This is a genomic window from Mycetohabitans sp. B46 (assembly GCF_037389205.1).
Lineage (GTDB): Bacteria > Pseudomonadota > Gammaproteobacteria > Burkholderiales > Burkholderiaceae > Mycetohabitans.
This window is the reverse complement of the sequence record NZ_JADBGL010000001.1, coordinates 357,811-382,305: the sequence shown is the minus strand read 5'-3', so window position 1 is coordinate 382,305 and position 24,495 is coordinate 357,811. Positions and strand designations below refer to the sequence as shown.

The following is a 24,495-nucleotide window of genomic DNA, read 5'->3' as shown; positions in this document are numbered from 1 at the left end:
TACTAAACTCCGGCCGGCCCTGTTTGCCGGGGGCAGGTCAAGACAGCAAGTTGAATTCTACGAAAATTGTAGAATGAAAGGAAAAGAACCGGCTACGGTCTTGGGTCAACGCTTGCGAAAAGCGAGGCACCGAGCTAACCTCCCCCAAGACGAGCTGGGTGTTCAAATCGGACTGGATGAAGGGACGGCCAGCGCACGCATGAGCCGCTATGAAACGGGCATCCATGCGCCACCATTTGGCATTGTGGTGAAGTTGGCTCAAGCGTTACAGATACCAACCGCATACTTTTACTGCGAGGAAGACGATCTTGCGGATCTGATAGCGAGTTGGGCCCTTCTGACGCCCGCTGAACGCGAGCATATACAGTCGATGATCGAGACGATGCTTGCTGCTAAGCGTGACAAGGTATGATTGTTGGCGATTGGTCCAGCATGGCGTGCGGGGCTGAACGAAGCGTCAATCGCTTGCCCACACACAGTTGTGTCTACTGTGCGTAGGCTCGCCCCTCACCTTGATAACTTGATTATGTGGCGAACTCGGCAGCGCAACCAAGTGCAGTAGCGCCAACGTATTAGAGGTATTCAAGCTAACTTGCATAAAAACTTTCGTTTACACAATGAAACTAGAACTTGAGCTATGTGGCACCTTTATGGCTAAGCTAAGGTGGCGCATCGGCCAGCGCCCCAAGTACTAAAAGCCGATGCGATAACGTATTTCCAGCGTCCATCGACGCTGGCGGTTGATTGGTTTACTGCTCTTTGAATACAAGACTGAGCACATCAGGTTAGGCAACCGTGCGTTTGTGTTCTATACTACCTTGGCGCGAAAATCCCCCGGCTAGCATGATTAGCAGCAAAACCATGATTAGACATCCAATTAAAATGGTAAGCATAACGTAATAAAGTTGTGCCGCGTCCCGTTGACGGTTCAATCGGCACAGCAGCCAACCAACGGCGATAAATATGCCGATGGGAAAAAGATAAACAAAAAACATAACATCATAAATATAGGAATGCATAATATTATACTTATAGTAGTTTTGGGATGAACAGGTCACGTGCCGTTACCGTTCGCGCTTGGCACGGACAATCAGCGCCGTCTGGCGTGTTTAGGTCGCTGGTTTTGCACGCACGTCACCCAGCTCAATTCGGTTTGGCCACGATCACAGGCAGGCGCGCTGTGTGTTAAGGAACGCCGACACGTGAGCACCGGCATGCCGGCCTCACTGTCTCATTGAGCGCTCAGCACGTAGCCGAGGCGGTGCACCATATCAATGAATATTTACGCGTTGACATTCGCCTCCCATAGTGCGCGCAGGTATTGGCAGCGCGCCTCTACTGGCACGCAAGGCAACTCAAAATAATCATCAAGTTGGCTGTCGTTTGTAAGCGTTGCGCCATCACCGTCTGTTCACTGTGGCACGAAGTTGGCAAACTAATTCCCACTAGATCAAGTGGGAACCAAAACGATGGAAACGAAGGCAGCAGGCCGGCGACTTGAATCCAAGAACTACTGTAGCGCAGGAGCACGGTTTGAACGCCAATATGGTCGCACGCTGGCATAGCGTTCATGAGCGCGACCAATCGACGACGTCAATTCAGTCCACAGAGACGTTCATTTACGTGCGGTTGCCCGTGCCGGCGCAAATGTCTTCAAGTCTCGTCGCCGAGTGTGGCGCTGTGCGGGTGCGCTTCGACGGACCGATTGAGCGGAGCGCGCTGCGGGCAGTACTGGCAACGTTGCGCTCGCCGTCGTGATCGGGCTGCCATCAGGCACGTGCGTCTGGCTGGCTGCCGGCGTGACCGACATGCGAGCCGGCTTTCACAGTCTCGCCGCGAAGGTGCAGAGCGCCCTCGAACGTGATCCGTTCTGCGGCCACGTGTTCGTGTTTCGCGGCAAGCGCGGCGATTTGCTCAAGCTGTTGTGGTGGAGTGGTGATGGCATGTGCTTGTTGATGAAGCGACTCGAGAAGGGCCGCTTCATCAACAAGCCGACGGCGGCGTAATTTGCTTGAGTCCAGCACAACTGTCGATGCTACCTGAAGGCATTGACTGGCGACAGCCCACGAGAACAGCGCGACCGACCTCGGCGTTGTAAACGTCATGGCGGGCGCGTAAACTGCGCCCATGACGCGCACGCGCCCCTTTCCCGAAGACGTTGAGACGCTCAAGGCCATGCTGCTCGAGCAGGCAGCGGCGCTTCGCGAGCGTGACGCCCAAGTCGCCAAACTACAACAGAGGGTAGATTCGCAAGAAGCGGCGCTGGCTTCGCGCGCTGCCGAAATCGAACACCTGAAGCTACTATACGCTCTCGCGCAAATCCGATACGAGCCGCGCGATTCTCTACGCGCCAACCGTTGGACGGCATTGACGCGCTATTGCGATGACGGGCGACTTGAGATTGATAACTTGCTTGTCGAGCTCGCCCTGCGCGAGGTAGCAATCGGCCGCCGGAATTACCTCTTCGCCGGCGCCGATTCCGGCGGCGAGCGGGCCGCCGCGATTTACAGTGTGATCGGCACGACCAAATTAAATAACATCGATTCCGAAGGGTATCTGCGTGAGGTGCTGGCATGCATCGCCGAGCATCCGATTAATCGTGTTGATGAACTGTTGCCGTTGAACTTCAGCTTTGCAACTACCTCGCTCGATCCCGCTGCTTGCTCGTCACAGAGCCTATTCGTAGCCGATCAACTTAGATGAAATACAAAAATATCTACTCGGCCATACACAACCTCGGTGCCAGCTTTACAAGTCTCATGAACTACATCCGAGACGGATATGTGATCGACGACTTAACGGCAGTGCACGACCAGCAGCTTGACATAGAGATCGACTGGCTGACTGGAACATTCGCTCCTGTGTCAATGCAACCGGAGCGTATCCGTGCGTCGATCCAGTACTATTGCTCAAGCCTCGAAGGGCAACTGGTACAACAGAACGTCGACCTCGCCTCGATTACTCTCCTTCGATTCCGTTGGCCCGCCGGCGCACGCAAGTTCATGATCGCCACTGATGATCACGGAAAGGACTACAGAATCTACGTCAATGAGTCCAAATGAAACCGCCTTGAGCGTTGCCGCAGTCGTCAAAACGGTATGCGATCAACGCTTACGCACAATTCAGGCGAACATCTTGATCAATTGTCAGAGTAGCCACGTGAGTATCACGCGGCTACTCGAGACGGCAGGGCGCGGCTCCCTGTACTCACCTCTCAATGGTGTGTGCGTGCGGCGCGCGTGTGGGCAGCCTTTTTGGCGGCGGCGGAACGGCCGGCCGCGCCCTTTGTTCTGGCTGCACGCTTGGACGCAGCGGAGCGGCTGGCGGCCGGCCGTTTCGCCGCGGCGGATCTGGCCTGCTTTGACATCGACTCGCGTGTGGCACCGTCCGAATGCTCGCGACGCAGTACAGCGGTTGTCGTGCGCGAGCGCTTGGTCCGGGACTCTTTGTTTGCGGAACCCGTCGTCTTGTGCTGGCCCGCCGTGCTGTCCTTGACCGCTTTTTTGCGGGTGGCCTCGCTGGTGGCGCCCTTCTTAGGTGGCTTCAAGTCGATGCCGGCCCGCCGCGCCTTTGACAGCCCGATTGCCACGGCTTGCTTGGTCGAGCGCACGCCATGCTTGCCGGCTCGCACATGCTCGACCTCTTCCTTGACGAATTCGCCGGCCTGCGTGCTGGCCGATTTCCCTGCGCGCTTGGCGGCCTGCGCTCGAGCTATAGTCTTTTTTTCTGGCATGACAATCCTCCTTGAAAGAGACGCTGTATGCCCAGAGTGAGCAAACTCGGTGCCAGCGCGTGACCACGGCACGCGCTGGTCCCGCGCTCGCATCGGTTGGATGGCTTGGGTTATCAATGGACCACGCGACGCACGTCCTCGGCGTCCCGAGTTGGCACCGGTGCCACCCGATTGCCCCATGTCGAGCACGCAAAGGTCAGTACTTGTGCGATTTCGGTCGACGTCAGCTTGTCCCGAAAGTCGAGACGGTATCGGCTCGCCAGTCGTTACCGCATCGGTTTTTGGACACGGACCGACATCGATGTTCAGGCATACGATCGATAAAACATCGTTACCTGCGAGCGCAAGGCGAGCGTGCAGCATGGGCCGCCAGTGCTCGACCCGCTGCCCGCGTGCGGGGCTGGCTTCGGGCGGGAAGCGTAAGCGGATGCTCACGCCGTGCCGTGCGGCAGCCCGGTGACACAAAGGCCGGGCGCGTCGATTGCTAAGTGCAGTAGACCTTTCCATAGGAGCGAACATGACTACTACTGCGGCACACCAAAAATCCACGCGATCTTCGATGATGCCACCTCATGACGGCGACACTGCGCATGCGGCCGAGCAGGATGCAATTGCGCTGCTAGAGGCGGACCATCGCGCAGTGCAGCGGCTATTCGATACGTTCAAAAAGACGCCCGATGACGACCTCGACGCCAAGGCAACGCTGGTCACGCGCGCATGCGACGAGTTGGCCATGCATACGATCATTGAGGAGGAGATCCTGTATCCGGCCGCGCAGCGCGCGCTGTCAGGTCAGCCGCAAAAGGAGGTTGACGAGGCCTATGTCGAGCATTTTCTCGTTAAGACTTTGATGGAGAAACTACGGGGTTCGCGGGCGGGGGACAATGGTTTCGATGCGGCGTTCAAGGTGTTGGCGGAAAACGTCCAGCATCATGTCAGCGAGGAAGAGTCGGTACTGTTCCCCGCGCTGCGCAAGGCAGGCGTTGACCTGGATGAACTCGGCGCGCGTATTGCGCAGCGCAAGGCGCAATTGCAGGCAAAAGTGTCAAAGGACGTCGGCGACCGCACTTGATGCGCGCATGACTCGCGGCGTGCTGTGTCGGCCTGCTTAGTGAGACAGGCTGACGTTGCCGGGGGGCGCACTGCCGTGTCGCGGTAGATCGCGGTTGCGGCAGCGCGTCTGTAATCGGGCTGCGCGCTCAAATGGACTGGCGTTGGACCGGGCATGGGTTCTGTATCGAGGATGTCACGGCCGATTTCGTTTGTCTGCGCCTGCACGGCACCAAGAGCAAGTACGCCAGCGCGTACAGCGATCCGACGCTGCAACGCTGGGCGCGTCGCATAGCGTGCTGAGCGCAAGGCGGACAGCCTGACAACGCCATGCTGGCCGCGCCGAACGACATCCGCCACGCACCGCCGTGTGCTATTTTGACGTTGATACAGATAGACAAGCGCCATTCGATGACCAGCGTTTGATCGAGATGCTGGCGCGGGCGGGTTCTTCCACGGCGACGGGCGAGGCAGCCCGATGAACGGTGGCGGCCATAGCTGGATTGGTATCCTCCCGGCCGTGCGCTAGCTGCCCAACAGCCCTGCGCCAGCACGGGTGAGGTCAGCCTAGATGACGCTGCTTACAGCATCGGTGCACCGCCCGTTACCGCGATCGTCGCGCCTGAAACATAGCTCGATTCGTCGGACGCGAGCATCACATACGCGGGGGCCACTTCGGCCGGCTGCCCGGGCCGTTTCATCGGCACCTGCGTGCCGAATTGCTTGACCTTCTCCGCAGGCATCGTCGCGGGGATCAAAGGGGTCCAGATCGGCCCCGGCGCCACACAGTTCGCTCGAATGCCTTTGGGCGCAAGCAATTGTGCCAATCCCGCCGTGAAATTTTGAATCGCTCCCTTAGTGGCGGCATACGCCAGCAACGTCGGATTCGGACGATCGGCATTGATCGATGTGGTATTGATGATGGAGCCACCCGCCTTCATATGATGCAGCGCGGACCGGGTGATCCTGAACATCGCGCCAATATTCGTATCGAATGTATTGTCCCACTCATCGTCTGAAATCTCGTCCAGCGACTCGTGCGTCATTTGAAACGCCGCATTATTGACCACGACATCGATTTTGCCGAATGCGTCAGCGGCTTGCTGGACAATCCGCGCGCAGTGCTCGCGCTGTGCTACATCGCCACGCACGAGCACGGCGCGTCGTCCCGCCTGCTCGACCCAGCGCGCTGTCTCGCGCGCATCGTCGTCCTCATCAAGATAGGCGATCAACACGTCAGCGCCTTCCCTAGCAAAGGCGATGGCTACCGCGCGTCCGATTCCGCTATCACCGCCGGTAATGATCGACGCTTTGCCGGCAAGACGGCCCGAACCCTGGTATGAATGCTCACCATGGTCGGGTTGTGGTTGCATGTCGCCAGTGTGGCCGGGCACTGTGGCTTGCTGTTGGTGGGGCAATGGGGGCTCTGGACGTTGGTTTTCAGTCATGACACGCTCCTATTGGTTGATTGTCGCGCGACACCGGCGCGCGCGCAGGTTGGTGAAGCAACCAACAGGCCCGCCGCGCGCACGCTCCGCCCAGCGCACGATGGAGCCGTACGACGTTGCGCCATACCGGTCATAGTTTGCCGCGGTAATGGGGTTCCCCGGTGGAAGTGGACCACTCAGCGACGCTGCGACTTTGCTGTACAACAAGCGTGAATTCGCATTCCATCTGATCCTCTTGGTTAACCCGGCTGCCTCGATGAACGCATGCTGGATAGCACGCTTAACGACAGGTGCATCAGGTCCTCGATTGGGAGTCGCCGTTGCTAATCCTTTATAGGTGAAGTGGAGGCGCGAGCATTCCAACGCCGAGCGTCGAGCGCCGAGGGCGCGGCGCGCCTGCTGGCCAGCGTCGGGATCGAACGGAGGAACACGCTGGAGCAATCTGACAAGCCGCTGTCGCCCGGCGATGAAGCGGTACCAGATGCGCCGGGCGTGGGGGAGGCGATTTGCTAGGCATGCCATGGCGCCGGAACGGTGGACGGTGTGTGCTGCACGGTGTGCGGTGGCACGGGCAAGGTGCTGCAGGGGGTGAACGGCGGCTGAGCGTGTGGCCGCGAAAGGGGTATTGCGAGCACGCATGTGTAAAACGTGCCCAGCCCAATGCAGGGTTTTTTGACCGATGTTGAGTAAGGAGGACAATCGATGAGCAAACCGCTCGAAGGATGCAAGATCGCGGTGCTGGCAGTGGACGGTTTCGAGGAGACGGAGCTGGTGGAGCCAAAGCGAGCCTTGTCGTAAGCCGGTGCGTAAGTGCATGTGATTTCAAAGCATGCTGGGTCGATACAGGGATTCAGGCATGTCGACAAAGGTGCCAAGGCCGATGTGGACACGACATTCGACCGCGTGCGCCCGGACGAATACGATGCGGCGGTGCTGCCGGGTGGAGTCATCAATAGCGATGCGATCCGCATGCTTGCCGAGGCGCAGGATTTTGTGCGAGCAATGGATGCCGCCGGCAAGCCTCTCGCAGTAATTTGCCATGGCGCATGGCTACCGGTGCCGGCGGGCATCGTCAAGGGGCATACGCTAACGAGTTGGCCAAGCCTTCGGGACGACATACAAAACGCCGGGGGCACTTGGGTGGACCAGCAGGTCGTGCAGGATGGCAGTTTGATTACGAGCCGCAAGCCGGACGATATACCTTTCTTCAATCAGGCGTTGATCGAGCGCTTGACTAGTCAGCGCCGGGCCGCTTGATCCAGCGCTCGCCCGCTTAACTTGGCGCTGCCTCGCTTAGCTCGGTGCCGATCCGCATAACCTGGCGCCGGATTGCTTAACCCGACGCGTCGAATCGCCGACGCGTCTCGTGCACGGTAATGCGGCGGCGGTCTACTCCGTCATGAGTGGACGGCGTGGTTACAGGTTGACGCCACCTGCGTCAGGGGCGTCCGGATCAAGGTTGTCCGCGCCGATGCCGGACTGGCGCCAATAAGGCTCGGTGTCGAGTAGTGGCGCACATCCGTGGCCCACGAGGTATCCGCCATGGATGGCCAATGATCTTTGCCGGAGCCTGGTGTGCACTCAACTCGTTCGCTAGCCTTAGCAGTTTGGGCGCGGACCCACGTGCACTCTGGCTGACGGGAATGCGTGTGAAATGACAAGGTTGTCGAAGCATGGGACGGCGGCACGCTAAAGTCAACGCGGTCGATAGAGTAATATATTGCCCAATACAACGAAGATGGGGAGCGCAATGTTGCATGAACGTTTCGCAGCAAACGTCCGTGCGCTGTGCCTATCGCTGTCGTGGTGCGTGCATGCGGCGCTCGTGCTGGCGGTAATGGCCGTGGCGGCGGCACCCGGTGTCGCGCGGGCCGGCGACGCCGGCACGGTCCGGGTGTTGTACGCTGGGTCACTGGTGAATGTGATGGAGCGCTCCATCGGGCCGGCGTTCGAAAAGGCGTCGGGGCTGGCGTTCTCCGGCTATGGCGCCGGCTCAAACAAGTTGGCCAACGAGTTGAAGGGTAAGCTGCGGCGCGCAGATGTGTTCATCAGCGCCACGCCGAAGGTCAATGCGAGCCTGGGCGGCGCTGCGAACGGCAACCTGGTTAGCTGGTATGTGAATTTTGGTGAGTCGCCGCTGCTGCTCGGCTACAACGCAAACAGCCGCTTTGCGGCGGCGCTGAGGACGGAACGCTGGGACAAGGTGTTGCTGCAGCCGGGCATCCGGATTGGGCGCACAGATCCAAAGCTTGATCCGAAAGGGGCCTTCACGCTCGAGGTGGTGACGCGCGCCGCGTCGCTGTATCGGCAGCCGGATCTGGTGCAGCGCATGCTTGGGGCACCGGACAATCCGAAACAGGTGTTGCCGGAAGAAACGCTGCTGGGCCGCCTGCAGTCGGGGCAACTCGACGTGGGATTTTTTTATTCGACCGAGACGGCGGTGCTGCATATCCCGACGGTGAAATTGCCGGCCGAACTTGCGGTCAAGGCCAGCTATACGGTCACGATCCTGAACGACGCACCCAATCAGGAAGGTGCGATGCGCTTTGTGACGTTTCTGCTCGGACCGAAGGCGCGCGCACTGCTGCGTGACGCTGGCATCGACGTGATCGTGCCGAGTGCCGGCGGCGAGCGCACACAGGTCCCCGCACGCGTGCAAGCCATGCTCGACGCGGCGTGATGACGCTGCAACGCGGCGGTGGCGGTGGTGACGCTGCGGTGCGGCGGCGTGCCACGCCCCTGGGGTGGCTTGGGGCCTTGCTGGCGCTTTATCTGTGCGCGCCGTTCATCGCCGTGCTGCCGCAGCTCACGCACGCCGACTGGCGCGCGATCGAGCCTGGGGCGCTTGCCGAGGCAACCACCGTGTCGGTGGGCAGCGCGACGCTGGCCACGCTGCTGATCGCGCTCACCGGGATCCCGCTTGGTTATCTGTTGTCGCGTTCACGCTCCAGATGGGTGAGCGTGCTCGGCTTTGTCGTGCAATTGCCCCTGGCGTTGCCGCCGCTGTCCAGCGGTATGCTCCTGCTGTTCCTGCTCGGTCCGTATAGCCCGCTCGGCACGTTGGCTGGCGGTGGGTTGACTGATTCGTTCGTGGGCGTTGTGCTCGCGCAAACTTTCGTGGCCGCACCGTTTCTGATCGTGGCTGCCCGTTCGGCATTCGATTCCGTCGATCCGGTCCTGGACGACGTCGCGGCCACGCTGGGGCATGACGCGCGCACGCGCTTGATGCGCGTCTGGCTGCCGATTGCCTGGCCGTCCATCCGTGCCGGCATGGTGCTCGCGTGGCTGCGCGCATTCGGCGAGTTCGGCGCCACGGTGATGGTGGCCTACCATCCGTACTCGCTGCCGGTGTATACGTATGTGATGTTTGGCTCAGTGGGTCTGCCCGCGATGCTGCCGCTGCTCGCGCCGACGTTGGGCATCGCGCTGGCATTGTCGTTGGCGGCCACCGTTCGTCTGCGGCCATCGCGCCCGGTTGCCATTGCCGCCCCAGGTGATGAGCTTGACCCATTGCGCCCGCTTGCCCGTGAAGTCGTGCCAGCGCCACGTCATTGCTCAAGCGGCACGCTTGCGTTTCACTTCACGTGCACGCTCGGTGATTTCGGGCTTGATGTCCAATGGCGTACGCGCAGCCGGCGGTTGGCGATCATCGGCGCGTCTGGGTCCGGCAAGTCCCTCACGCTGCGCATGATCGCCGGGCTGCAACCAGGCGCGATGCAATCAGTCATTGTCGATGGTGAAGTGCTGACGGTCAGCGCGCCGCAGTCGCGGCACATGGCCTACGTGCCGCAGGACTATGGTCTTTTTCCACATATGAGCGTGGCGCGACAACTTACGTTCGCCGCCGACGCCGACCCGGACGCCGCGCGCTACTGGAGCCTGCATTTGGGGATCGTGCCACTGGCGCAGCGCTTGCCAGCACAGCTTTCGCTGGGCCAGCGGCAGCGCGTGGCGCTGGCGCGCGCATTGGCGCGCAATGCGCGCGTGATCTTGCTGGACGAGCCGTTCTCCGCGCTGGACACCCCGCGCCGGCGTACGTTGCGTGAGACGTTGCGCACGTTGCAGCGGGAGATCGATGCGATCACGGTGCTTGTTACGCATGATCCGGATGATGCGGCGTTGCTGGCCGACGAGATGCTCGTGCTGGACCGCGGACGCGTGTTGCAGCAAGGGCCGACGCGCGCGCTATTCGAGCGGCCGGCCAGCCTGAAGGTGGCGCAGTTGCTAGGTCTCGACAACGTTGGCGAGGGCACGCTGGTGGCCGGTGGCAAGGTGGATATCGGTGGCGTGCTGCTCGACGTGCGCGACGGCGGTCTGCCGGTCGGTACGCGGCTGATGTGGCGCGTCGATGCGCGCGGCGTCTCGATGACCGAGCAGGGCCGGCATGCCGCAGTGGTGGAACGGGTGTATGAATCGCACGGCGAGACGCGCGTGGCGGTGCGACTGGGCACCGCGCTGCTTCATTGCCGTGCGCCATCGGACGCCGACGCGCCCACAGCGTTCGGGTTGCATGATCGCGAGGGCTGCTGTTGTCGTGTCGATATCGCGGCAGGCACGACTACGGTGTGGCCCGTGACGCCGTAGCGGCTCGTGCGCCCAGCACCTCGTCCATCAGCTCACTCATCCGCTTCCAATGCGAGCCTTCCCAGTAGATCCTACCGCATACGTCGCAGGTCGCAAACCGGTCGCACCGCTCGCGCACGCTGGGCGGAACCCGCGCGAGCACGTCAGCCTTATCGACTTGGCGCAATGGCGCATTGCAGTGCAGGCATAGGCGCCATGGCTGCGCCCGTGCGTGCAGCGACAGCCGCGTGGCGACTTCACGCAGCTGTTCGAGCGGGTCGAGCGCGCGTACATAGCACCCATGCTCGATGCCGCGCCGCTTGAGCAGTTCACGGTCGCGCGTGAGCACAATGCGTCGTTCCTGCGCGGCGATGCGCTCGACGTCGCGATCGTCGATGCGGTTGTTGTACAGCGTGTCAAAGCCTGCCATGCGCAGCAGGCGCGCGAGCCGGCCTAGGTGGGCGTCGGCGAGGAATCGCAACGGCTCGGGCAGCGCGCCGCGCAGCGGCACCGGGGCGCGCTCGCTGGGCGGATACACGACCACGCTGTCCCCGTCGGCGAGTGGTCGCTCGAAGCCGGCCGCCTCGCCATTGATGACAATCCGTCCCACTTCGGTATGCGGCACGCCCAGCGCCTCGATCGTATGCTTGACCGACGCATGGCGCGCGTACGATGCGGCGAATGTCCGCTGACGCAGTTTCGCCGGCAGAAATGTGTTCAGTTCGGCGTGGAAACGGAAGGTCGCCATGGTCATCGCAGGCGCTCCGGGCGGCGGCTCGCGGCGCAACGCGCTACAGTGCGCGCTGGGGCTCGGTCACGCCGAATAAAACCCGCGCCAGCCCTACCATCCAGTCGATCAGCCGGCGCCGCCGCGCGTCCAGCCCATGGCGTGTGACACTGGCGACGGCCACGAGCATGCTCCACCATAGCATCGAGCCGCTGAACACGCCGGCCACGGTGGCTAGTGCAACATCGGTGGCAAAGCCGCGAGTCGGCGTCAGCGCGGCGAGCAACGCAGCGAACATCACGCATGCACAGCAGACCCATCGGGCTAACCGGTGCAGCGATGGCCAAGCCGATACCGGCTGCCTTGACAAAAATCGCAAGATTGAGCATGGCGTTCTCCGGCAAACATGGGCATCGGCCAGTCGTGGGCGACGCGTCGTGGCTGCAACGGGCGGCGATCATGGCGTGCCGTGGCTTGACTGTAACATCTGGCATGCCGTAGCACTGCCTTAGAATAACGGACCGATTCGGATTCCGACCCACAGACGTGCCGAACAATGCGTAGTATCCCGACCTGCGTGCCATTGGCCAATGCGTCCGATGACGCGTTGCCCGACACCGCCCGGCGTGTCGCGTCGCCGCCGCAGCTCGTTAAGCTAACCGGTGCGCCGGTGGTTGACGTCGCACTGCGCGGCGCGCCATGACCGGTACGCCGCGCAGTGGTATGCCAAAAAAGAAAAAGCCGTTCGAGAGCGGCGAACGGCGGAATATCGTACGACGTGATCAGCGTCGCAAGGATGTTATCCGATGTATCAACTTCGTAAAATTGGTATTTTCCCTACAGATCATGTCGGCATGAATTTCGGATAACCGTGTTATTTAAGTGCTACGGGTACGCGAATTTCGTTTTTTGGGATACTAATTCGTGAATTGAATGGCGTGTGGTGCAATGGTTTACTCAAAGAGAAAATCAGTCGCTCTATTGTCGATTTCACGCCGGTTGCTGGTAATCGAAAAAAGCATCGATTTCCTCCAATAGTGCTTGCGGTGCCTCCTCCGGAATGTAGTGGCCGCACGGCAGCGCTCGGCCGCTGACGTCGCGGGCGACGCGGCGCCATTCCGCCAGCGGATTGAAGCACTGCGCGAGCACGCCATGCTCGCCCCCCAGCACGCGCAATGGGCAGGCAAGCCTGTTGCCCCGCTCGAGTTCGATGCGCTCGTGCAGCAAGTCGATGCCGGCCGACGCACGATAGTCCTCGCACATCGCGTGCACGGCGCGATGTCTAATAGCATCAGCCGTTCCACTGTGCCAGGGTGGTCCAGCGCCATCCGATGTGCGACGCGCGCGCCCTGATCATGGGCGCAGAGGAAGAAGCGTTCATGGCCGAGTTCGTGCATCACCTGCACGAGGTCGGCCGCCATTGTTCGCTTGGCATAAAGCACGTGTTGCAAATCGTCGGCAGCCGGCTTCGACGACGCACCCTATCCGCGCAAATCAGCGGCAATCACGGTGAACCGCTCCGCCAGTTGCGACGCGATGCGATGCCATATCAGTTGCGATGCGCCTGGGGATGACCATGCAGCAACAGCAGCGGCCCGTCGCCACCCAGTGCAGCGAAAATTTTGATGTCGAAGCGCCCCATCGCCGTGTCGGCGACGTGCACACTTAAGTGGCGAAACCCAGCGATCGATTCGGTCGCACGCGTCATGGTCCCCTCGGGGGCGATCAGTGAAGGGCGTATTGTAGGAGCACGCTATATTCTTTATTGGCTTGAATCACGCAATTGCATCGAAACCGAATACTCTCTCAGTTAAGCAAGAACGAATGGACAACGCTTTAGAGGAAATTTCTATTAATCGCCCCATATAATAGAACGGTCGTTCGGTCACCCCGGCTTCAGGAGACATCCAGCATGGCCTTGCCCCTGTTACTGCAGCGTTTGTCGCTGCCGGTTATATCGTCGCCGATGTTCATCGTTAGCTACCCGGAACTGGTGCTCGCGCAGTGCAAGGCGGGCATCGTCGGATCCTTTCCCGCGCTCAATGCGCGGCCGCCGGAATTGCTTGACGAATGGCTCACGCAAATTCAGCAGGCGCTGATGCAGCACCGTGCCGAGCACCCGAACGCGGTGATCGGCCCGATCGCAGTCAATCAAATCGTGCATCAGTCCAACGCTCGTCTGGCGTGCGACGTGCGCGTGTGCGTCGATCATCAGGTGCCGATCCTCATTACCAGTCTGCGCGCGCCGATTAAGGAGATGATCGACGCGGTCCATTCATACGGCGGCATCGTGCTGCACGACGTGGTCAATCTGCGTCATGCGCAAAAAGCGCTGGAGGCGGGCGTCGACGGCTTGATCCTGGTCGCGGCCGGCGCCGGCGGGCACGCGGGCACGCTGTCGCCGTTCGCGCTGGTCGGTGAAGTGCGCAAGCTGTTCGATGGGCCGCTGGTCTTGTCCGGATCGATTGCCAATGGCGCGTCCATTCTCGCCGCTCAGGCAATGGGCGCGGATCTGGCGTACATCGGCACGCGCTTCATTGCCACGCGCGAAGCGCATGCAGCGGACGCGTATAAGCAGGCCATCGTACAGGCCAGCGCGGCGGATATCATCTACACGAACTTGTTCACCGGCGTGCATGGCAACTACCTGCGGCAGAGCATCGCGGCGGCTGGCCTAGACCCAGACAACTTGCCGGTGTCTGATAAGAGTCAGATGAACTTTGGCGATGGCAGCAGCAAGGCTAAGGCATGGAAGGACATCTGGGGCGCCGGCCAAGGGGTTGGCCTGATGGACGATATTTTAAGCGTGGCCGAACTTGTCGCGCGGCTCAAGGACGAGTACCAAGCCGCCCGCGCGAGGCTTGCGTTGTAGCGCGGCTCGTCGTGTCCCCGCCGGCCTGCTGGCAGGTGGCGGCATCGCGTGCGGCCAGCCTCGTCACATGTTCGCGGGTCGGCCAGTACGCGTCGCCAGCGAAGCGCTCGGCGATGAAGTCAACGAACGAGCGAACTTTTGCTGACAAGTGGCGCCGGCTCGGATAGACCACGAAGATCGGCAACTCGCGCGGCCCTACGTGCTCGAGCAGTAGTGGCACCAGCGTGCCGTTTTCCAGGTCATCGTGCACGCAATCGGTGCCTAAATAGGCGATGCCGGCGCCAGCTATGGCTGCGGCGCGCAGTGCCTCGATGTCGTTGGCCACGATATTGCCGCGGGTGGTCACGCCGCTGCCGTTTTCGGCGTTGCCCAGCGGCCACTCGCGCGTGTGCGCGCCATGGGCGGCTAGACGCAGGCAGTTGTGTGCACGCAGATCCTCTGGCACCTGTGGCACACCGTGCCGACGCAGGTAGTCAGGCGACGCGCAGATGACGAAATACGCGCGGGCAATCTGGCGTGCGATCAACGATGAGCTCCGCAGCTTGGCCGAGCGCGAGCCGCGGATGGCTAGGTCGTAGCCTTCTTCGACTAGGTCGACGACGCGGTCGCTCATGGTGATGTCCACCTGCACGCCAGGGTGCTGGCGCGTGTACTCGGCAATGGCTGGCATCAGGTACCGATTGCCGAACGTCGATAGCGCGTTGATCCGCAGCGTGCCCTTGGGCACCACGCTCGCTTCACTGACGGCTTGCTCGGCCTCCTCTAGCTCGGTGAGTGCCTGCACGCATCGCTCGTAATAGTCGCGCCCGGCTTCAGTGAGGCTGATACGGCGCGTGGTGCGGTTCAGCAACCGTGCGCCCAAGTGTGCTTCAAGGTGCATCACGTGCTTGCTGGCCATCGCGGGTGACAGGTGCATGCGCTCAGCTGCTGTTGCAAAGCTGCCAGCTTCGACGACGTGGCGAAATACCTTCATGCTGACCAGCGTATCCATGATTTCGTGCACTGACACCGTGGCCGGCGCTTTATTCGTTCGTGTCAGGAAATAATGTACGCTATTTTATATTTTACCGACGCGGCAATGGCGTCAATGCACGTAGGGCCAGGCGTCGTGAGGGGGTGGAACATACGGCGGCGCGTGCCGTGCCGGCGGCACATGGCGATGCTCCGCATTGTACCGGGTGATATCCGCCCGAAGCGAGCCGGCGTGCACCGCGCTGCGCGCTATATTGGGCCGGGAAGTCACACGCATCTCAACCGAAACCGGCACGATTGGGCTCAGTGGGTGCAACTGCGGTGTCGGTGCGCTAATCCACACGGTCATTTCGCGCTGCACGGCGCCGGGTGCGACGAACGGCTGCACTGACTTGCCGAACTCGATCCTGCCATCTTGCCCACGCGTCGCTGCAACCGACTGTGCTGTCGAACCGGACATCTCGGCCTGCATGGGCTGCGCACCGGCCAGCGCGCGTGGGCCCCGCGGATCAATAGGCGCCCTGCCGGCGTCGGTAGCGTCCCGCGCCGGCAGGGCCCCGGACGCGGCGTTGTGGGCACGGACCGAAGTCCCGGCGTTATCGCCCGTCGGACGCGTATCCTGCGGCGTGAAGCCGGGTAGCCGCAGCGCCAAAACGAATGACTGCCTTCCTTCGCGGCTCGGCGCGAGCGCCCCGGTCACTAGCCCGAGCGCGATCACCGTCCCGATTGCGACGGCGGACACGCTTAGCAACGAAAACGTACGGTCGCCACGCAGCAGCATGAAAGTCGATGATTGCAACGGTTATCGAGCTAATCTATTCACGTGGCATCCGCGTGTCGAGCCGAAAAATGTTAGGTAAGCTGCCGTGTTGTAACCGCATGTAACGACCGGAAGGCGCGCCGGTATTGATGAAAGCACTGCATGAAAATAAGATAAAAATGAATTTGTTGATTAGATGATCGGGCGCCGACAATAGGTGCTTTCTCCACGTGGGCGTGCTCGTGGCCTGAAAGGGCCGCAGGCGGTGCCCGTAGCGATGACGCCGCATGGCGCCGAGATGACCATGGCCCGATCCAAACTACTACCCGACAACTTCACTCTCGCGCTGGTCACGACGGTGACGATCGCGACTTTCTTGCCGTGTCGCGGCGGCGCAGCGCTGGCGTTTAACTGGCTCACGAATGGTGCCGTCGGGTTGCTGTTCTTCCTGCACGGCGCGAAGCTGTCACGTGAGGCGGTCGTCGCTGGCGCGACTCATTGGCGGTTGCATCTGGTCGTGATGCTATGCACGTTCGCCATATTTCCGTTGCTTGGGCTTGCGCTTAGACCGCTGATCGCACCGCTGTTGACGCCGGAACTGTATGTCGGCATGTTGTTCCTGTGTACATTGCCTTCGACAGTCCAGTCCTCGATCGCCTTCACGTCGATCGCCAAGGGCAACGTGCCGGCCGCGGTGTGCAGCGCGTCGGCTTCCAGCCTGCTCGGTATCTTCGTCACGCCGTTGATTGTTGGGATGATCCTGTCCAAGCAAGCCGCGGGCGGTGAGTCGTGGCACACCGTGTTCAATATCGTGCTGCAATTGCTGGTGCCATTCGTCGCAGGCCAATTGCTGCGGCCCTGGATCGGCCGCTGGATTGCTCGTCATGCCGTGGTGCTGAAGCTGGTCGACCAAGGCTCGATCCTGCTCGTTGTCTATACCGCATTCAGCGAGGCGGTCAATCAGGGGCTATGGCACCAGATTTCGCTATCGGCGTTGCTCGCACTGTTGTGCTCGTGCATGCTGTTGCTCGCGCTCGCGTTGCTGATCACCGGCTTTGCTGCCCGACGGCTCGGCTTTGATGAGGAGGACCGGATTACCATTATTTTCTGCGGCTCGAAAAAAAGCCTCGCGGCCGGTATTCCAATGGCCAAGGTCATTTTCGCCGGTCACGCGCTGGGCGCGATCGTGTTGCCGTTGATGTTATTTCATCAGATCCAACTGATGACTTGCGCGGTGCTCGCGCAACGTTGGGGCGCACGCGCGCCCCGCCGGCACGACCCAACCGTTTGTGCGTCGTTGAAACCGCGCGAAGAGCGTTAGTCAACGGGGCGCCGTCACCTCGCGTCGTCCCCTGCCCGCCTGGTCCGGCACATTGGCGGACATTTTCCTGCCCCCGCGAACGGGTAATCCCCTTTGGCAATTCACGCATATTAGTCCATTAACGCTCGCCGGAGAATCAAGCTGGACGGGGTTTCCCGGCATATCGGTCTACTGCCGGGCAGCAGTGCAGTGGGCTAATCGCGCGTTTGCGTGACCGCCGTGCGGCCGCAATGGAATCATGGCTTTAAACGCTTTTGATTCGCGGTGACCGTCAATCACCGGCCGATTGAACGGGTTGCGGAAGACGTCGATTCAAAAACTTAGCTGACGTTGAAGCGACGATGGGGGCTGGCTCGCAATTGGCCGACCTGTGAGGTGAACGGGTTGATCCGGCGCGCAACGGCACACGCTAGGCTGGCACAGCGTCGAGGGCAAAGGATGTAGCGATCTGGCCGATCGCTTTGTGACCATGGAAAACGGCCGTGACCTCGGATTAGCCACCGACGAGAGCCGTGCGCGCCGTCACGAAAAGTGCGCATACCCGTCACGGCGCGTGGCTAAGCGCTGGCGTCGTTTGACGTGCTCGTCAGCAGCGGCGTGGCGTCCGGTGGCACGCCGAGCATTTGCAGCGATTCGCCAGTCACCGCGGCGAACACCGGTCCGGCGACCGAGCCGCCATAGAACGAACGGCCTGCCGGTTCGTCGATCATCACCGCGACGATGACACGCGGATCGCTCATCGGCGCCATGCCGACGAACAGTGCGCGATACTTGTCCTTCGCATAGCTGGTGCCGGCGAGCTTGCGCACGGTACCCGTCTTGCCGCCGGCGCGGTAGCTCTCGATCATCGCGGCGCGTGCGGTGCCGCCGGGGCCGACCGCCATCTCCAGCATCGCGCGGATCGAGGCCGCCGTGTCGGGCGTCGTCACGGCGCGATGACCAGCGGCCTTGTCCGGCTCGTCCCTGATCACTAGCTTGGCCGGCTTCATCACGCCGTCGCCAGCAAACGCGGTGTAGGCCTGGGCAACCTGCATCAGTGACATCGACAGTCCATATCCGTACGCATGCGTGGCTTGGTCGACCGGGACCCAGTGCTTGTACGGACGCAGCTTGCCCGGAGCGGCGCCGGGGAACGTGATGGCAGGCGGATGGCCGAAGCCGTATTCCTGGTATTTGGACCAGATCGTCTCGGCCGGCAGCGACAGCGCCAGTTTCGCCATGGCGACGTTACTGGACTTCTGAATCGCCTGTGCGACGGTGATCATGCCGTGGTTCGACGTGTCGTGGATGACGTTGCGCCCGATCCGATAGGTACCGGGGGACGTATCGATTAGCGTATCGGGGCGCACCTTGCCCGCGTCCAGTGCCAGCGCAACGATCATCGGCTTGATCGTCGAGCCCGGCTCGAACGTGTCGGTCAGGGCGCGGTTGCGGACCTGGCCCGACACCCGGGCCGCCCGATCATTTGGATCGAAGGTCGGCCAGTTTGCCATCGCCAGGATCTCGCCGCCGCGCGCATCGAGCACCACGACGCTGCCCGCCTTGGCTTGGTGTTGCTTGATCGCGGCTTCAAGCTGCGTATACGCCAGCTGCTGGATACGGCGGTCGATCGTCAACCGGATTGTGTCGCCATGCCGGGCCGGCGTGATGGGGCGCGCGTCGTACAGGAACCGCCCGAGCCGGTCGCGGACCACCTCACGTTGGCCAGCATTGCCCTTGAGCGCGTCGTTCAGTGCAAGCTCGACGCCTTCCAACCCGTTGTTCTCCAGGTCGGTGAAGCCCACGATCTGCGCGACCGATTCACCTTCCGGATAGACGCGCTTTTCGCTGGCCACGCGCGTGATGCCCGCGCCGCCGAGCGTCTCGATGCGGGTTGCGGTTTCCTCGTCGATCTGGCGCTTGAGCAGCACGAAGCCACGATGCGGCGCGAGCCGGCGCTCGAGCTCGGCCACCGGCATGTCCAGCAGCTTGGCCAGTGGTGCTACCGTCTGCGGCTTGACCAGCCCGGGTGTGGCCCAGATCTCGTAGGTCGCCACGCTAACGGCGAGCAATGCACCATGCCGATCGACGATGCGCCCGCGTGTCGCATCCAGCGGCAACGTGAGCTGATAGCGCTTCTGGCCTTGGGCAGTATAGAAATCCCGGTCGATGACCTGTACCCACAGCGCGCGTAAGGCCAATGCACCGAAGCCAACGATCATCAACGCCAAGACCAGCCTGGAGCGCCAGCGTGGCATGCGGACCGCGAGCAGGGGGCTTTTTAACGGTGCATAAGGATCACGCAACAACCTTTTATTCCAAAGCGACATGGCGGGGTACGGCGTTCCGAAGCGGCGGTTGACGTGTATTTTGCTTTCAATCTCCTTTCGCTGGCAAGCGTGCATCGTCCAGAATTTGCGTGTCGTCCGATATGTCTAAACGACGATCGGATGCGTGAATATTTGCCCGCGAACCTACACATGGCTGACGGTTGCCCTTCACGAGCATGGCGACGGCCTATGTTGTACTAATCCGCCACAAACCAGATGTTGTCCGACGCTATCCGGCATCGGGCGCGCGTCGCCGGACGGATTGTCCGCATCGTTCCCGTGACTTGTGCCAAGCACGCCTATTGCAGCGCACTATGGACCGCTTGGGGTCATTCTGCACGGTGATTGAATCGCTCGATGGGTGCGCTCGATGCCGCGGCATTGAAACGGCACGCCAGCGGCTGTGCTCAACGCGGATCCGTGCGCGTTGCCGGCTGCACGACAACAAGTTTCTGCTAAGGGGCGATACGTTCCTGTTCGAGGTATGGGGCGACAGCAATGACGGGCGCATCGTGCTGCTGATCAATCTTTTTGCGCAGAGCAGGTAAATTAGCTCGTACTTGGGTGTTTCGTGGCAAATCCAACGCACAAGCGCTGTGCGGGCACTGATCTTCGCAAAAATCTTCCTGCGTCTCTGCGGAAAAATGGTGTATCGCCAAACGCCTCGCGTCCCCCCTCGGGCGGCGCGCCTGCTGGTATCCGCCGCGAGGCCCTCCTGGGTACCCAAAATGACATAGGAGACAACTATGGGCGTCGATCGCTTTCCGTTCGGAGCACAGGCTCCGCTACTGTCCACCTACCAGTTGTCGGACAATCTGCGTGCCACCAGCGGCCGCGTCTTTCTCACCGGGACGCAGGCGCTGGTGCGGCTTGCGTTGATGCAAAGCACGCTGGACAAGGCACGAGGGCTCAATACGGCAGGGTTCATCAGTGGCTATCGCGGCTCGCCGCTGGGCATGGTGGACCAGCAATTGTGGAAGGCGAAGCCCTATCTCGATGCGGGTGGCATTCGCTTCCTGCCGGCCGTCAACGAAGAACTCGGCGGCACTGCGGTACTGGGCACGCAGCGCGTGGAGGCCGACCCGCAGCGCACCGTCGACGGCGTGTTCGCGATGTGGTACGGCAAGGGCCCAGGCTTGGATCGCGCCGGCGACGCGCTCAAGCACGGCAATGCGTATGGCTCATCGCCGCACGGCGGTGTGCTGGTGGTGGCCGGCGACGATCACGGCTGCGTGTCCTCGTCAATGCCGCACCAGAGTGACTTTACGATGATCGCGTGGCAGATGCCGATCGTCAATCCGGCGAATGTCGCCGACATGCTCGAGTTCGGCTTGTACGGCTGGGCACTGTCGCGGTTTTCGGGAAACTGGGTCGGCTTCAAGGCGATTTCCGAGACGGTCGAATCGGGCTCGACCGTCAACCTGGACGCGTTGCAAACCGAATGGTCCGCACCGGCCGATTATGTCGGTCCACCGCACGGACTACACAACCGCTGGCCGGATCTGCCGAGCCTGGCCATCGAGGTGCGCATGGCGGACAAGCTTGACGCGGTCAGACATTTTGCGCGTGTCAACAGCATCGACAAGTGGGTGGCGCGCAGCACGTATGCGAACGTGGGCATCGTCACGTGTGGCAAAGCACACCTGGACCTGCTGGAAGCCTTGCGGCGGCTCGAGCTTACGGTGCAGGATCTGGACGCCGCTGGTGTTCGCATTTACAAAGTCGGCTTGTCGTTCCCGCTCGAGATGACCCGTATCGACGCCCTCGTCAGCGGGCTGTCCGAAGTACTCGTGATCGAGGAAAAGGGACCGGTCGTCGAGCAGCAGATCAAGGATGACTTGTTCAACCGTCGCGCCGATGCGCGGCCCGTGGTGATCGGCAAGCACGATGCGCAGGGGCGGCCCTTGCTGTCGGCGCTCGGCGAGTTGCGTCCGTCGCGTGTGCTGCCGGTGCTCGCCGATTGGCTGGCACGCCACAAGCCGGCGCTGGACCGCCGCGAGCGGGTGGCCGAACTGGTCGCGCCGCAGACCCTGTCAAACGAGGCCGATGCGGTGCGCCGGCTGCCGTATTTTTGTTCCGGCTGTCCACATAATACGTCGACTCGCGTGCCGGAGGGATCGATCGCGCAGGCGGGCATTGGCTGCCACTTCATGGCATCGTGGATGCAGCGGGATACGATCGGACTGATCCAGATGGGCGGTGAGGGGGTGGATTGGGTCTCGCACTCGATGTTTACAAAGACGCCGCACGTATTCCAGAATTTGGGCGATGGCACGTATTTCCATTCCGGCTTGCTGGCGATTCGCCAGGCGGTGGCGGCGCGCACGAATATCACGTACAAGATTCTGTACAACGATGCGGTCGCGATGACTGGCGGGCAACCCGTGGACGGCAGTATCTCCGTGCCGCAGATCGCGCGGCAGCTTGAGGCCGAGGGCATTGCGGCGCTCGTCGTGGTCAGCGATGAGCCGCAGAAATACCAGGGACAAGAGGGACTGTTTCCGCGTGGCACCACGTTTCATCCCCGCGCGCAGCTCGATGAGGTGCAGCGTCGCCTGCGCGATACGTCCGGTGTCACCGTGTTGATCTACGACCAGACCTGTGCCGCCGAGAAGCGTCGTCGTCGTAAGAAGGGCAAGTTTCCTGATCCGGATCAGCGCCTGTTCATCAACGAGGCGGTGTGCGAGGGATGCGGCGATTGCGGCGTGCAGTCCAACTGCTTGTCCGTTGAGCCGCTGGAGACATCGTTGGGGCGCAAGCGCCGCATTGAGCAATCATCGTGCAACAAGGACTACTCGTGTGTAAACGGCTTCTGCCCGAGCTTTGTGACCGTGCGTGGTGCGAAGCTGAAGCAGTCGGCCGGCGCCGCCTTGGACGTCGATGCACTATCCGCGGTGATAGCGCGGCTGCCGCTGCCGGCGACGCCATTGGGCGATGCACCGTATGACATCCTGGTGACCGGCGTGGGCGGCACGGGCGTGGTCACCGCGGGTGCGCTGATCTCGATGGCTGCGCACCTGGAGTGCAAGAGTGCATCCATGCTCAATTTCATGGGGTTTGCGCAAAAAGGTGGCGCGGTGTTGTCGTTCGTGCGGCTTGCCGCGACCGATGCGTTGCTAAACCAAGTGCGTATCGATACGCAGCAGGCCGACTTGCTGCTGGCTTGCGACATGGTCGTTGGCGCGGGCGCCGACGCACTGCAAACGGTCCGGCACGGCCGTACCCGCATCCTCGTCAACACCCATCCTATCCCAACCGCTTCATTTGTCGGTAATCCCGATGCGGACCTTCACGCGCCAGCGTTGCTCGATAAAATGCGCCACGCAGCAGGTGACGAGCGACTCGAGACCTGCGATGCGCAGGCGTTCGCGCAACGATTTCTTGGCGACACGATCGGCTCCAATATCCTGATGCTTGGCTATGCGTGGCAGCGTGGCCTCGTGCCGGTGTCACTCGATGCGCTGCTGCGCGCGATCGAGTTGAACAACGTCGCGGTCAGCGCGAACAAGTTGGCATTCTCGCTCGGTCGGGTGGCCGCCGAAGATGCGGCGGCGCTCGACGCACTTCATGCGCCGCGTGCCGAGGCTTTGGCGCTACCGTTCTCGGTGACGCCCGATGTGGCCACTGACGTGGACGCGGTGATCGCCGATCGCCGGGCTCGGCTGCTCGCCTATGGTGGGACGCGGTACGTCGCGCGCTTTAGCGCGCTGCTCGACAAGGTGCGCGATGCGGAGCGGCGCTTGGCACCCGGCGGCGCGGCAGCCGGGCGCCGCAGCGAACCGTTGACACGCGCGGTGGCGACGACCTTCTTCAAGCTGCTGGCCGTCAAAGACGAATACGAGGTCGCGCGCCTCTATAGCGATGGCACATTCCGGCAGGCGCTGCAGGCGCAATTCGACGGTGTGGCGGGGCGCGATTTCCGTATCGAGTTCAATATGGCGCCCCCGGTACTCGCGCACGCGGCCCCTGGGCGGCGGCCGAAGAAGGTGCGCCTTGGTCAATGGATGTGGCCTGTGCTCGGTGTACTGGCTCGGCTCAAGGGGGTGCGTGGCACGCCGCTGGATCCGTTCGGCAGGACGCTGGAAAGGCGCATGGAGCGGCAACTCGCGTTGGACTATGCGTGCAGCATCGATGCGCTGCTTGGCGCGCTTTCGCCCGATACGTTGTCCGACGCGGTACGGCTGGCCGAAGTCATGCAGCAAGTGCGCGGCTATGGACCGGTCAAGCTCGCCAGCGTGGTGGCAGCCAAGGCCCGCGAGCGCGCGCTCGCGCGGCGGCTTGGCATTGAGCCGGTGACCGGCGTGGCGGTGCGGGCCGCGCTCGAGCAGGCACCCGCGACCGGCGCGTTGCGTGGCATACCGGTGGTGGCGCGCTGATCGGCCAGCCGCAGGCGTAGCTGCTGTCCTAGTGGCGCGTCGACTTGCGGATCGGTTCGTTCGCGCGTTGGTTCGGGGCCTCCCGCACGATGCGGGGCGCTGGGAATGCGTGCGCGGCGCAGACTGGTGAGTAATGCGGTGTGCGGCGGTCGGTGGTGCGGTGGTGCGCGGATGGCGGTGCACGGATGGCGGTGCACGGATGGCGGTGCACGGATGGCGGTGCACGGATGGCGGTGCACGGATGGCGGTGCACGGATGGCGGTGCACGGATGGCGGTGCACGGATGGCGGTGCACGGATGGCGGTGCACGGATGGCGGTGCACGGATGGCGGTGCACGGATGGCGCGGGGCCAGACCCGAACCG

General features: G+C 62.0%; 20 protein-coding genes and 2 pseudogenes. 14 read left to right on the top strand and 8 right to left on the bottom strand.

Annotated features, from left to right (window positions below; genetic code table 11):
• From IHE30_RS01840 to IHE30_RS01825, 4 genes are all read left to right on the top strand, one after another.
• Positions 1-412 (top strand): helix-turn-helix domain-containing protein (locus IHE30_RS01840; RefSeq protein WP_337688336.1); only part of this gene is annotated, 412 nt, incomplete at its 5' end.
• 1,342 nt (positions 413-1,754) lie between these two features.
• On the top strand, positions 1,755-2,006 hold the full coding sequence (gene tnpB / locus IHE30_RS01835; protein WP_443193571.1) for an IS66 family insertion sequence element accessory protein TnpB: 252 nt from the start codon (positions 1,755-1,757) through the stop codon (positions 2,004-2,006).
• Positions 2,007-2,175: 169 nt separating this feature from the next.
• Positions 2,176-2,703 (top strand): IS66 family transposase, encoded by a 528-nt coding sequence (locus IHE30_RS01830; RefSeq protein WP_443193570.1) that lies wholly within the window; start codon positions 2,176-2,178, stop codon positions 2,701-2,703.
• A 56-nt stretch (positions 2,704-2,759) separates the two neighbouring features.
• Positions 2,760-3,062 (top strand): hypothetical protein, encoded by a 303-nt coding sequence (locus IHE30_RS01825; RefSeq protein WP_337688335.1) that lies wholly within the window; start codon positions 2,760-2,762, stop codon positions 3,060-3,062.
• A gap of 152 nt (positions 3,063-3,214) precedes the next feature.
• Here IHE30_RS01825 and IHE30_RS01820 read toward each other — a convergent pair whose 3' ends face one another.
• Positions 3,215-3,733, bottom strand: a complete 519-nt coding sequence (locus IHE30_RS01820; RefSeq protein WP_337688332.1) for a DUF6496 domain-containing protein — start codon at positions 3,731-3,733, stop codon at positions 3,215-3,217.
• A 559-nt stretch (positions 3,734-4,292) separates the two neighbouring features.
• Between IHE30_RS01820 and IHE30_RS01815 the strand changes: the two genes are divergently transcribed.
• Together IHE30_RS01815 and IHE30_RS01810 are read left to right on the top strand one after the other, a co-directional pair.
• Entirely contained in the window at positions 4,293-4,805 is a 513-nt protein-coding gene (locus tag IHE30_RS01815; protein WP_337688405.1) for a hemerythrin domain-containing protein, read from the top strand.
• Positions 4,806-4,936: 131 nt separating this feature from the next.
• A complete protein-coding gene (locus IHE30_RS01810; protein ID WP_337688330.1) occupies positions 4,937-5,086 on the top strand; it encodes a DUF72 domain-containing protein in 150 nt (49 codons plus the stop codon).
• 278 nt (positions 5,087-5,364) lie between these two features.
• Here IHE30_RS01810 and IHE30_RS01805 read toward each other — a convergent pair whose 3' ends face one another.
• On the bottom strand, positions 5,365-6,231 hold the full coding sequence (locus IHE30_RS01805; protein ID WP_337688328.1) for an SDR family oxidoreductase: 867 nt from the start codon (positions 6,229-6,231) through the stop codon (positions 5,365-5,367).
• A 702-nt stretch (positions 6,232-6,933) separates the two neighbouring features.
• On the opposite strand from IHE30_RS01805, the pseudogene IHE30_RS01800 reads away from it, so the two are divergent.
• The 3 genes and pseudogenes from IHE30_RS01800 (at position 6,934) to IHE30_RS01790 (ending at position 10,815) form a co-directional block, all read left to right on the top strand.
• Positions 6,934-7,488: pseudogene (locus tag IHE30_RS01800) on the top strand (type 1 glutamine amidotransferase domain-containing protein).
• A gap of 580 nt (positions 7,489-8,068) precedes the next feature.
• A complete protein-coding gene (locus IHE30_RS01795) occupies positions 8,069-8,911 on the top strand; it encodes an extracellular solute-binding protein (RefSeq protein ID WP_337688403.1) in 843 nt (280 codons plus the stop codon).
• Positions 8,911-10,815, top strand: a complete 1,905-nt coding sequence (locus tag IHE30_RS01790; protein ID WP_337688326.1) for an ATP-binding cassette domain-containing protein — start codon at positions 8,911-8,913, stop codon at positions 10,813-10,815. The genes IHE30_RS01795 and IHE30_RS01790 overlap by 1 nt, the downstream gene beginning before the upstream one ends.
• Here the strand turns inward: IHE30_RS01790 and IHE30_RS01785 are convergent.
• A complete protein-coding gene (locus IHE30_RS01785) occupies positions 10,790-11,548 on the bottom strand; it encodes a Mut7-C RNAse domain-containing protein (RefSeq protein ID WP_337688323.1) in 759 nt (252 codons plus the stop codon). The two genes, IHE30_RS01790 and IHE30_RS01785, sit on opposite strands and share 26 nt — an antisense overlap.
• Positions 11,549-11,585: 37 nt before the next feature.
• Positions 11,586-11,819 (bottom strand): hypothetical protein, encoded by a 234-nt coding sequence (locus IHE30_RS01780; protein ID WP_337688321.1) that lies wholly within the window; start codon positions 11,817-11,819, stop codon positions 11,586-11,588.
• A 258-nt stretch (positions 11,820-12,077) separates the two neighbouring features.
• Here IHE30_RS01780 and IHE30_RS01775 point away from each other — a divergent pair, with 258 nt between their 5' ends.
• The gene (locus IHE30_RS01775) at positions 12,078-12,224 is read left to right on the top strand and encodes a hypothetical protein (RefSeq protein WP_337688319.1); all 147 of its coding nucleotides are present in this window, start codon (positions 12,078-12,080) and stop codon (positions 12,222-12,224) included.
• A 287-nt stretch (positions 12,225-12,511) separates the two neighbouring features.
• Here the strand turns inward: IHE30_RS01775 and IHE30_RS01770 are convergent.
• A pseudogene (locus tag IHE30_RS01770) lies at positions 12,512-13,163 on the bottom strand (alpha/beta fold hydrolase).
• Positions 13,164-13,433: 270 nt separating this feature from the next.
• Between IHE30_RS01770 and IHE30_RS01765 the strand changes: the two are divergent.
• Complete coding sequence (locus tag IHE30_RS01765; protein ID WP_337688316.1) at positions 13,434-14,393, top strand: NAD(P)H-dependent flavin oxidoreductase; 960 nt, start codon at positions 13,434-13,436, stop codon at positions 14,391-14,393.
• Here the strand turns inward: IHE30_RS01765 and IHE30_RS01760 are convergent.
• Together IHE30_RS01760 and IHE30_RS01755 are read right to left on the bottom strand one after the other, a co-directional pair.
• Complete coding sequence (locus IHE30_RS01760; protein ID WP_337688314.1) at positions 14,350-15,384, bottom strand: LysR family transcriptional regulator; 1,035 nt, start codon at positions 15,382-15,384, stop codon at positions 14,350-14,352. The two genes, IHE30_RS01765 and IHE30_RS01760, sit on opposite strands and share 44 nt — an antisense overlap.
• Positions 15,385-15,477: 93 nt before the next feature.
• Positions 15,478-16,164 (bottom strand): hypothetical protein, encoded by a 687-nt coding sequence (locus IHE30_RS01755; protein ID WP_337688312.1) that lies wholly within the window; start codon positions 16,162-16,164, stop codon positions 15,478-15,480.
• A gap of 265 nt (positions 16,165-16,429) precedes the next feature.
• Between IHE30_RS01755 and IHE30_RS01750 the strand changes: the two genes are divergently transcribed.
• A complete protein-coding gene (locus IHE30_RS01750) occupies positions 16,430-17,446 on the top strand; it encodes a bile acid:sodium symporter family protein (protein WP_337688310.1) in 1,017 nt (338 codons plus the stop codon).
• 557 nt (positions 17,447-18,003) lie between these two features.
• On the opposite strand, the gene IHE30_RS01745 is transcribed toward IHE30_RS01750, so the two are convergent.
• The gene (locus tag IHE30_RS01745; RefSeq protein ID WP_337688309.1) at positions 18,004-19,755 is read right to left on the bottom strand and encodes a peptidoglycan D,D-transpeptidase FtsI family protein; all 1,752 of its coding nucleotides are present in this window, start codon (positions 19,753-19,755) and stop codon (positions 18,004-18,006) included.
• A gap of 314 nt (positions 19,756-20,069) precedes the next feature.
• Here IHE30_RS01745 and IHE30_RS01740 point away from each other — a divergent pair, with 314 nt between their 5' ends.
• Positions 20,070-20,303 (top strand): hypothetical protein, encoded by a 234-nt coding sequence (locus tag IHE30_RS01740; protein WP_337688308.1) that lies wholly within the window; start codon positions 20,070-20,072, stop codon positions 20,301-20,303.
• Between the two features lie 198 nt (positions 20,304-20,501).
• Positions 20,502-24,131 (top strand): indolepyruvate ferredoxin oxidoreductase family protein, encoded by a 3,630-nt coding sequence (locus IHE30_RS01735; RefSeq protein WP_337688306.1) that lies wholly within the window; start codon positions 20,502-20,504, stop codon positions 24,129-24,131.
• Positions 24,132-24,495: the final 364 nt, after the last annotated feature.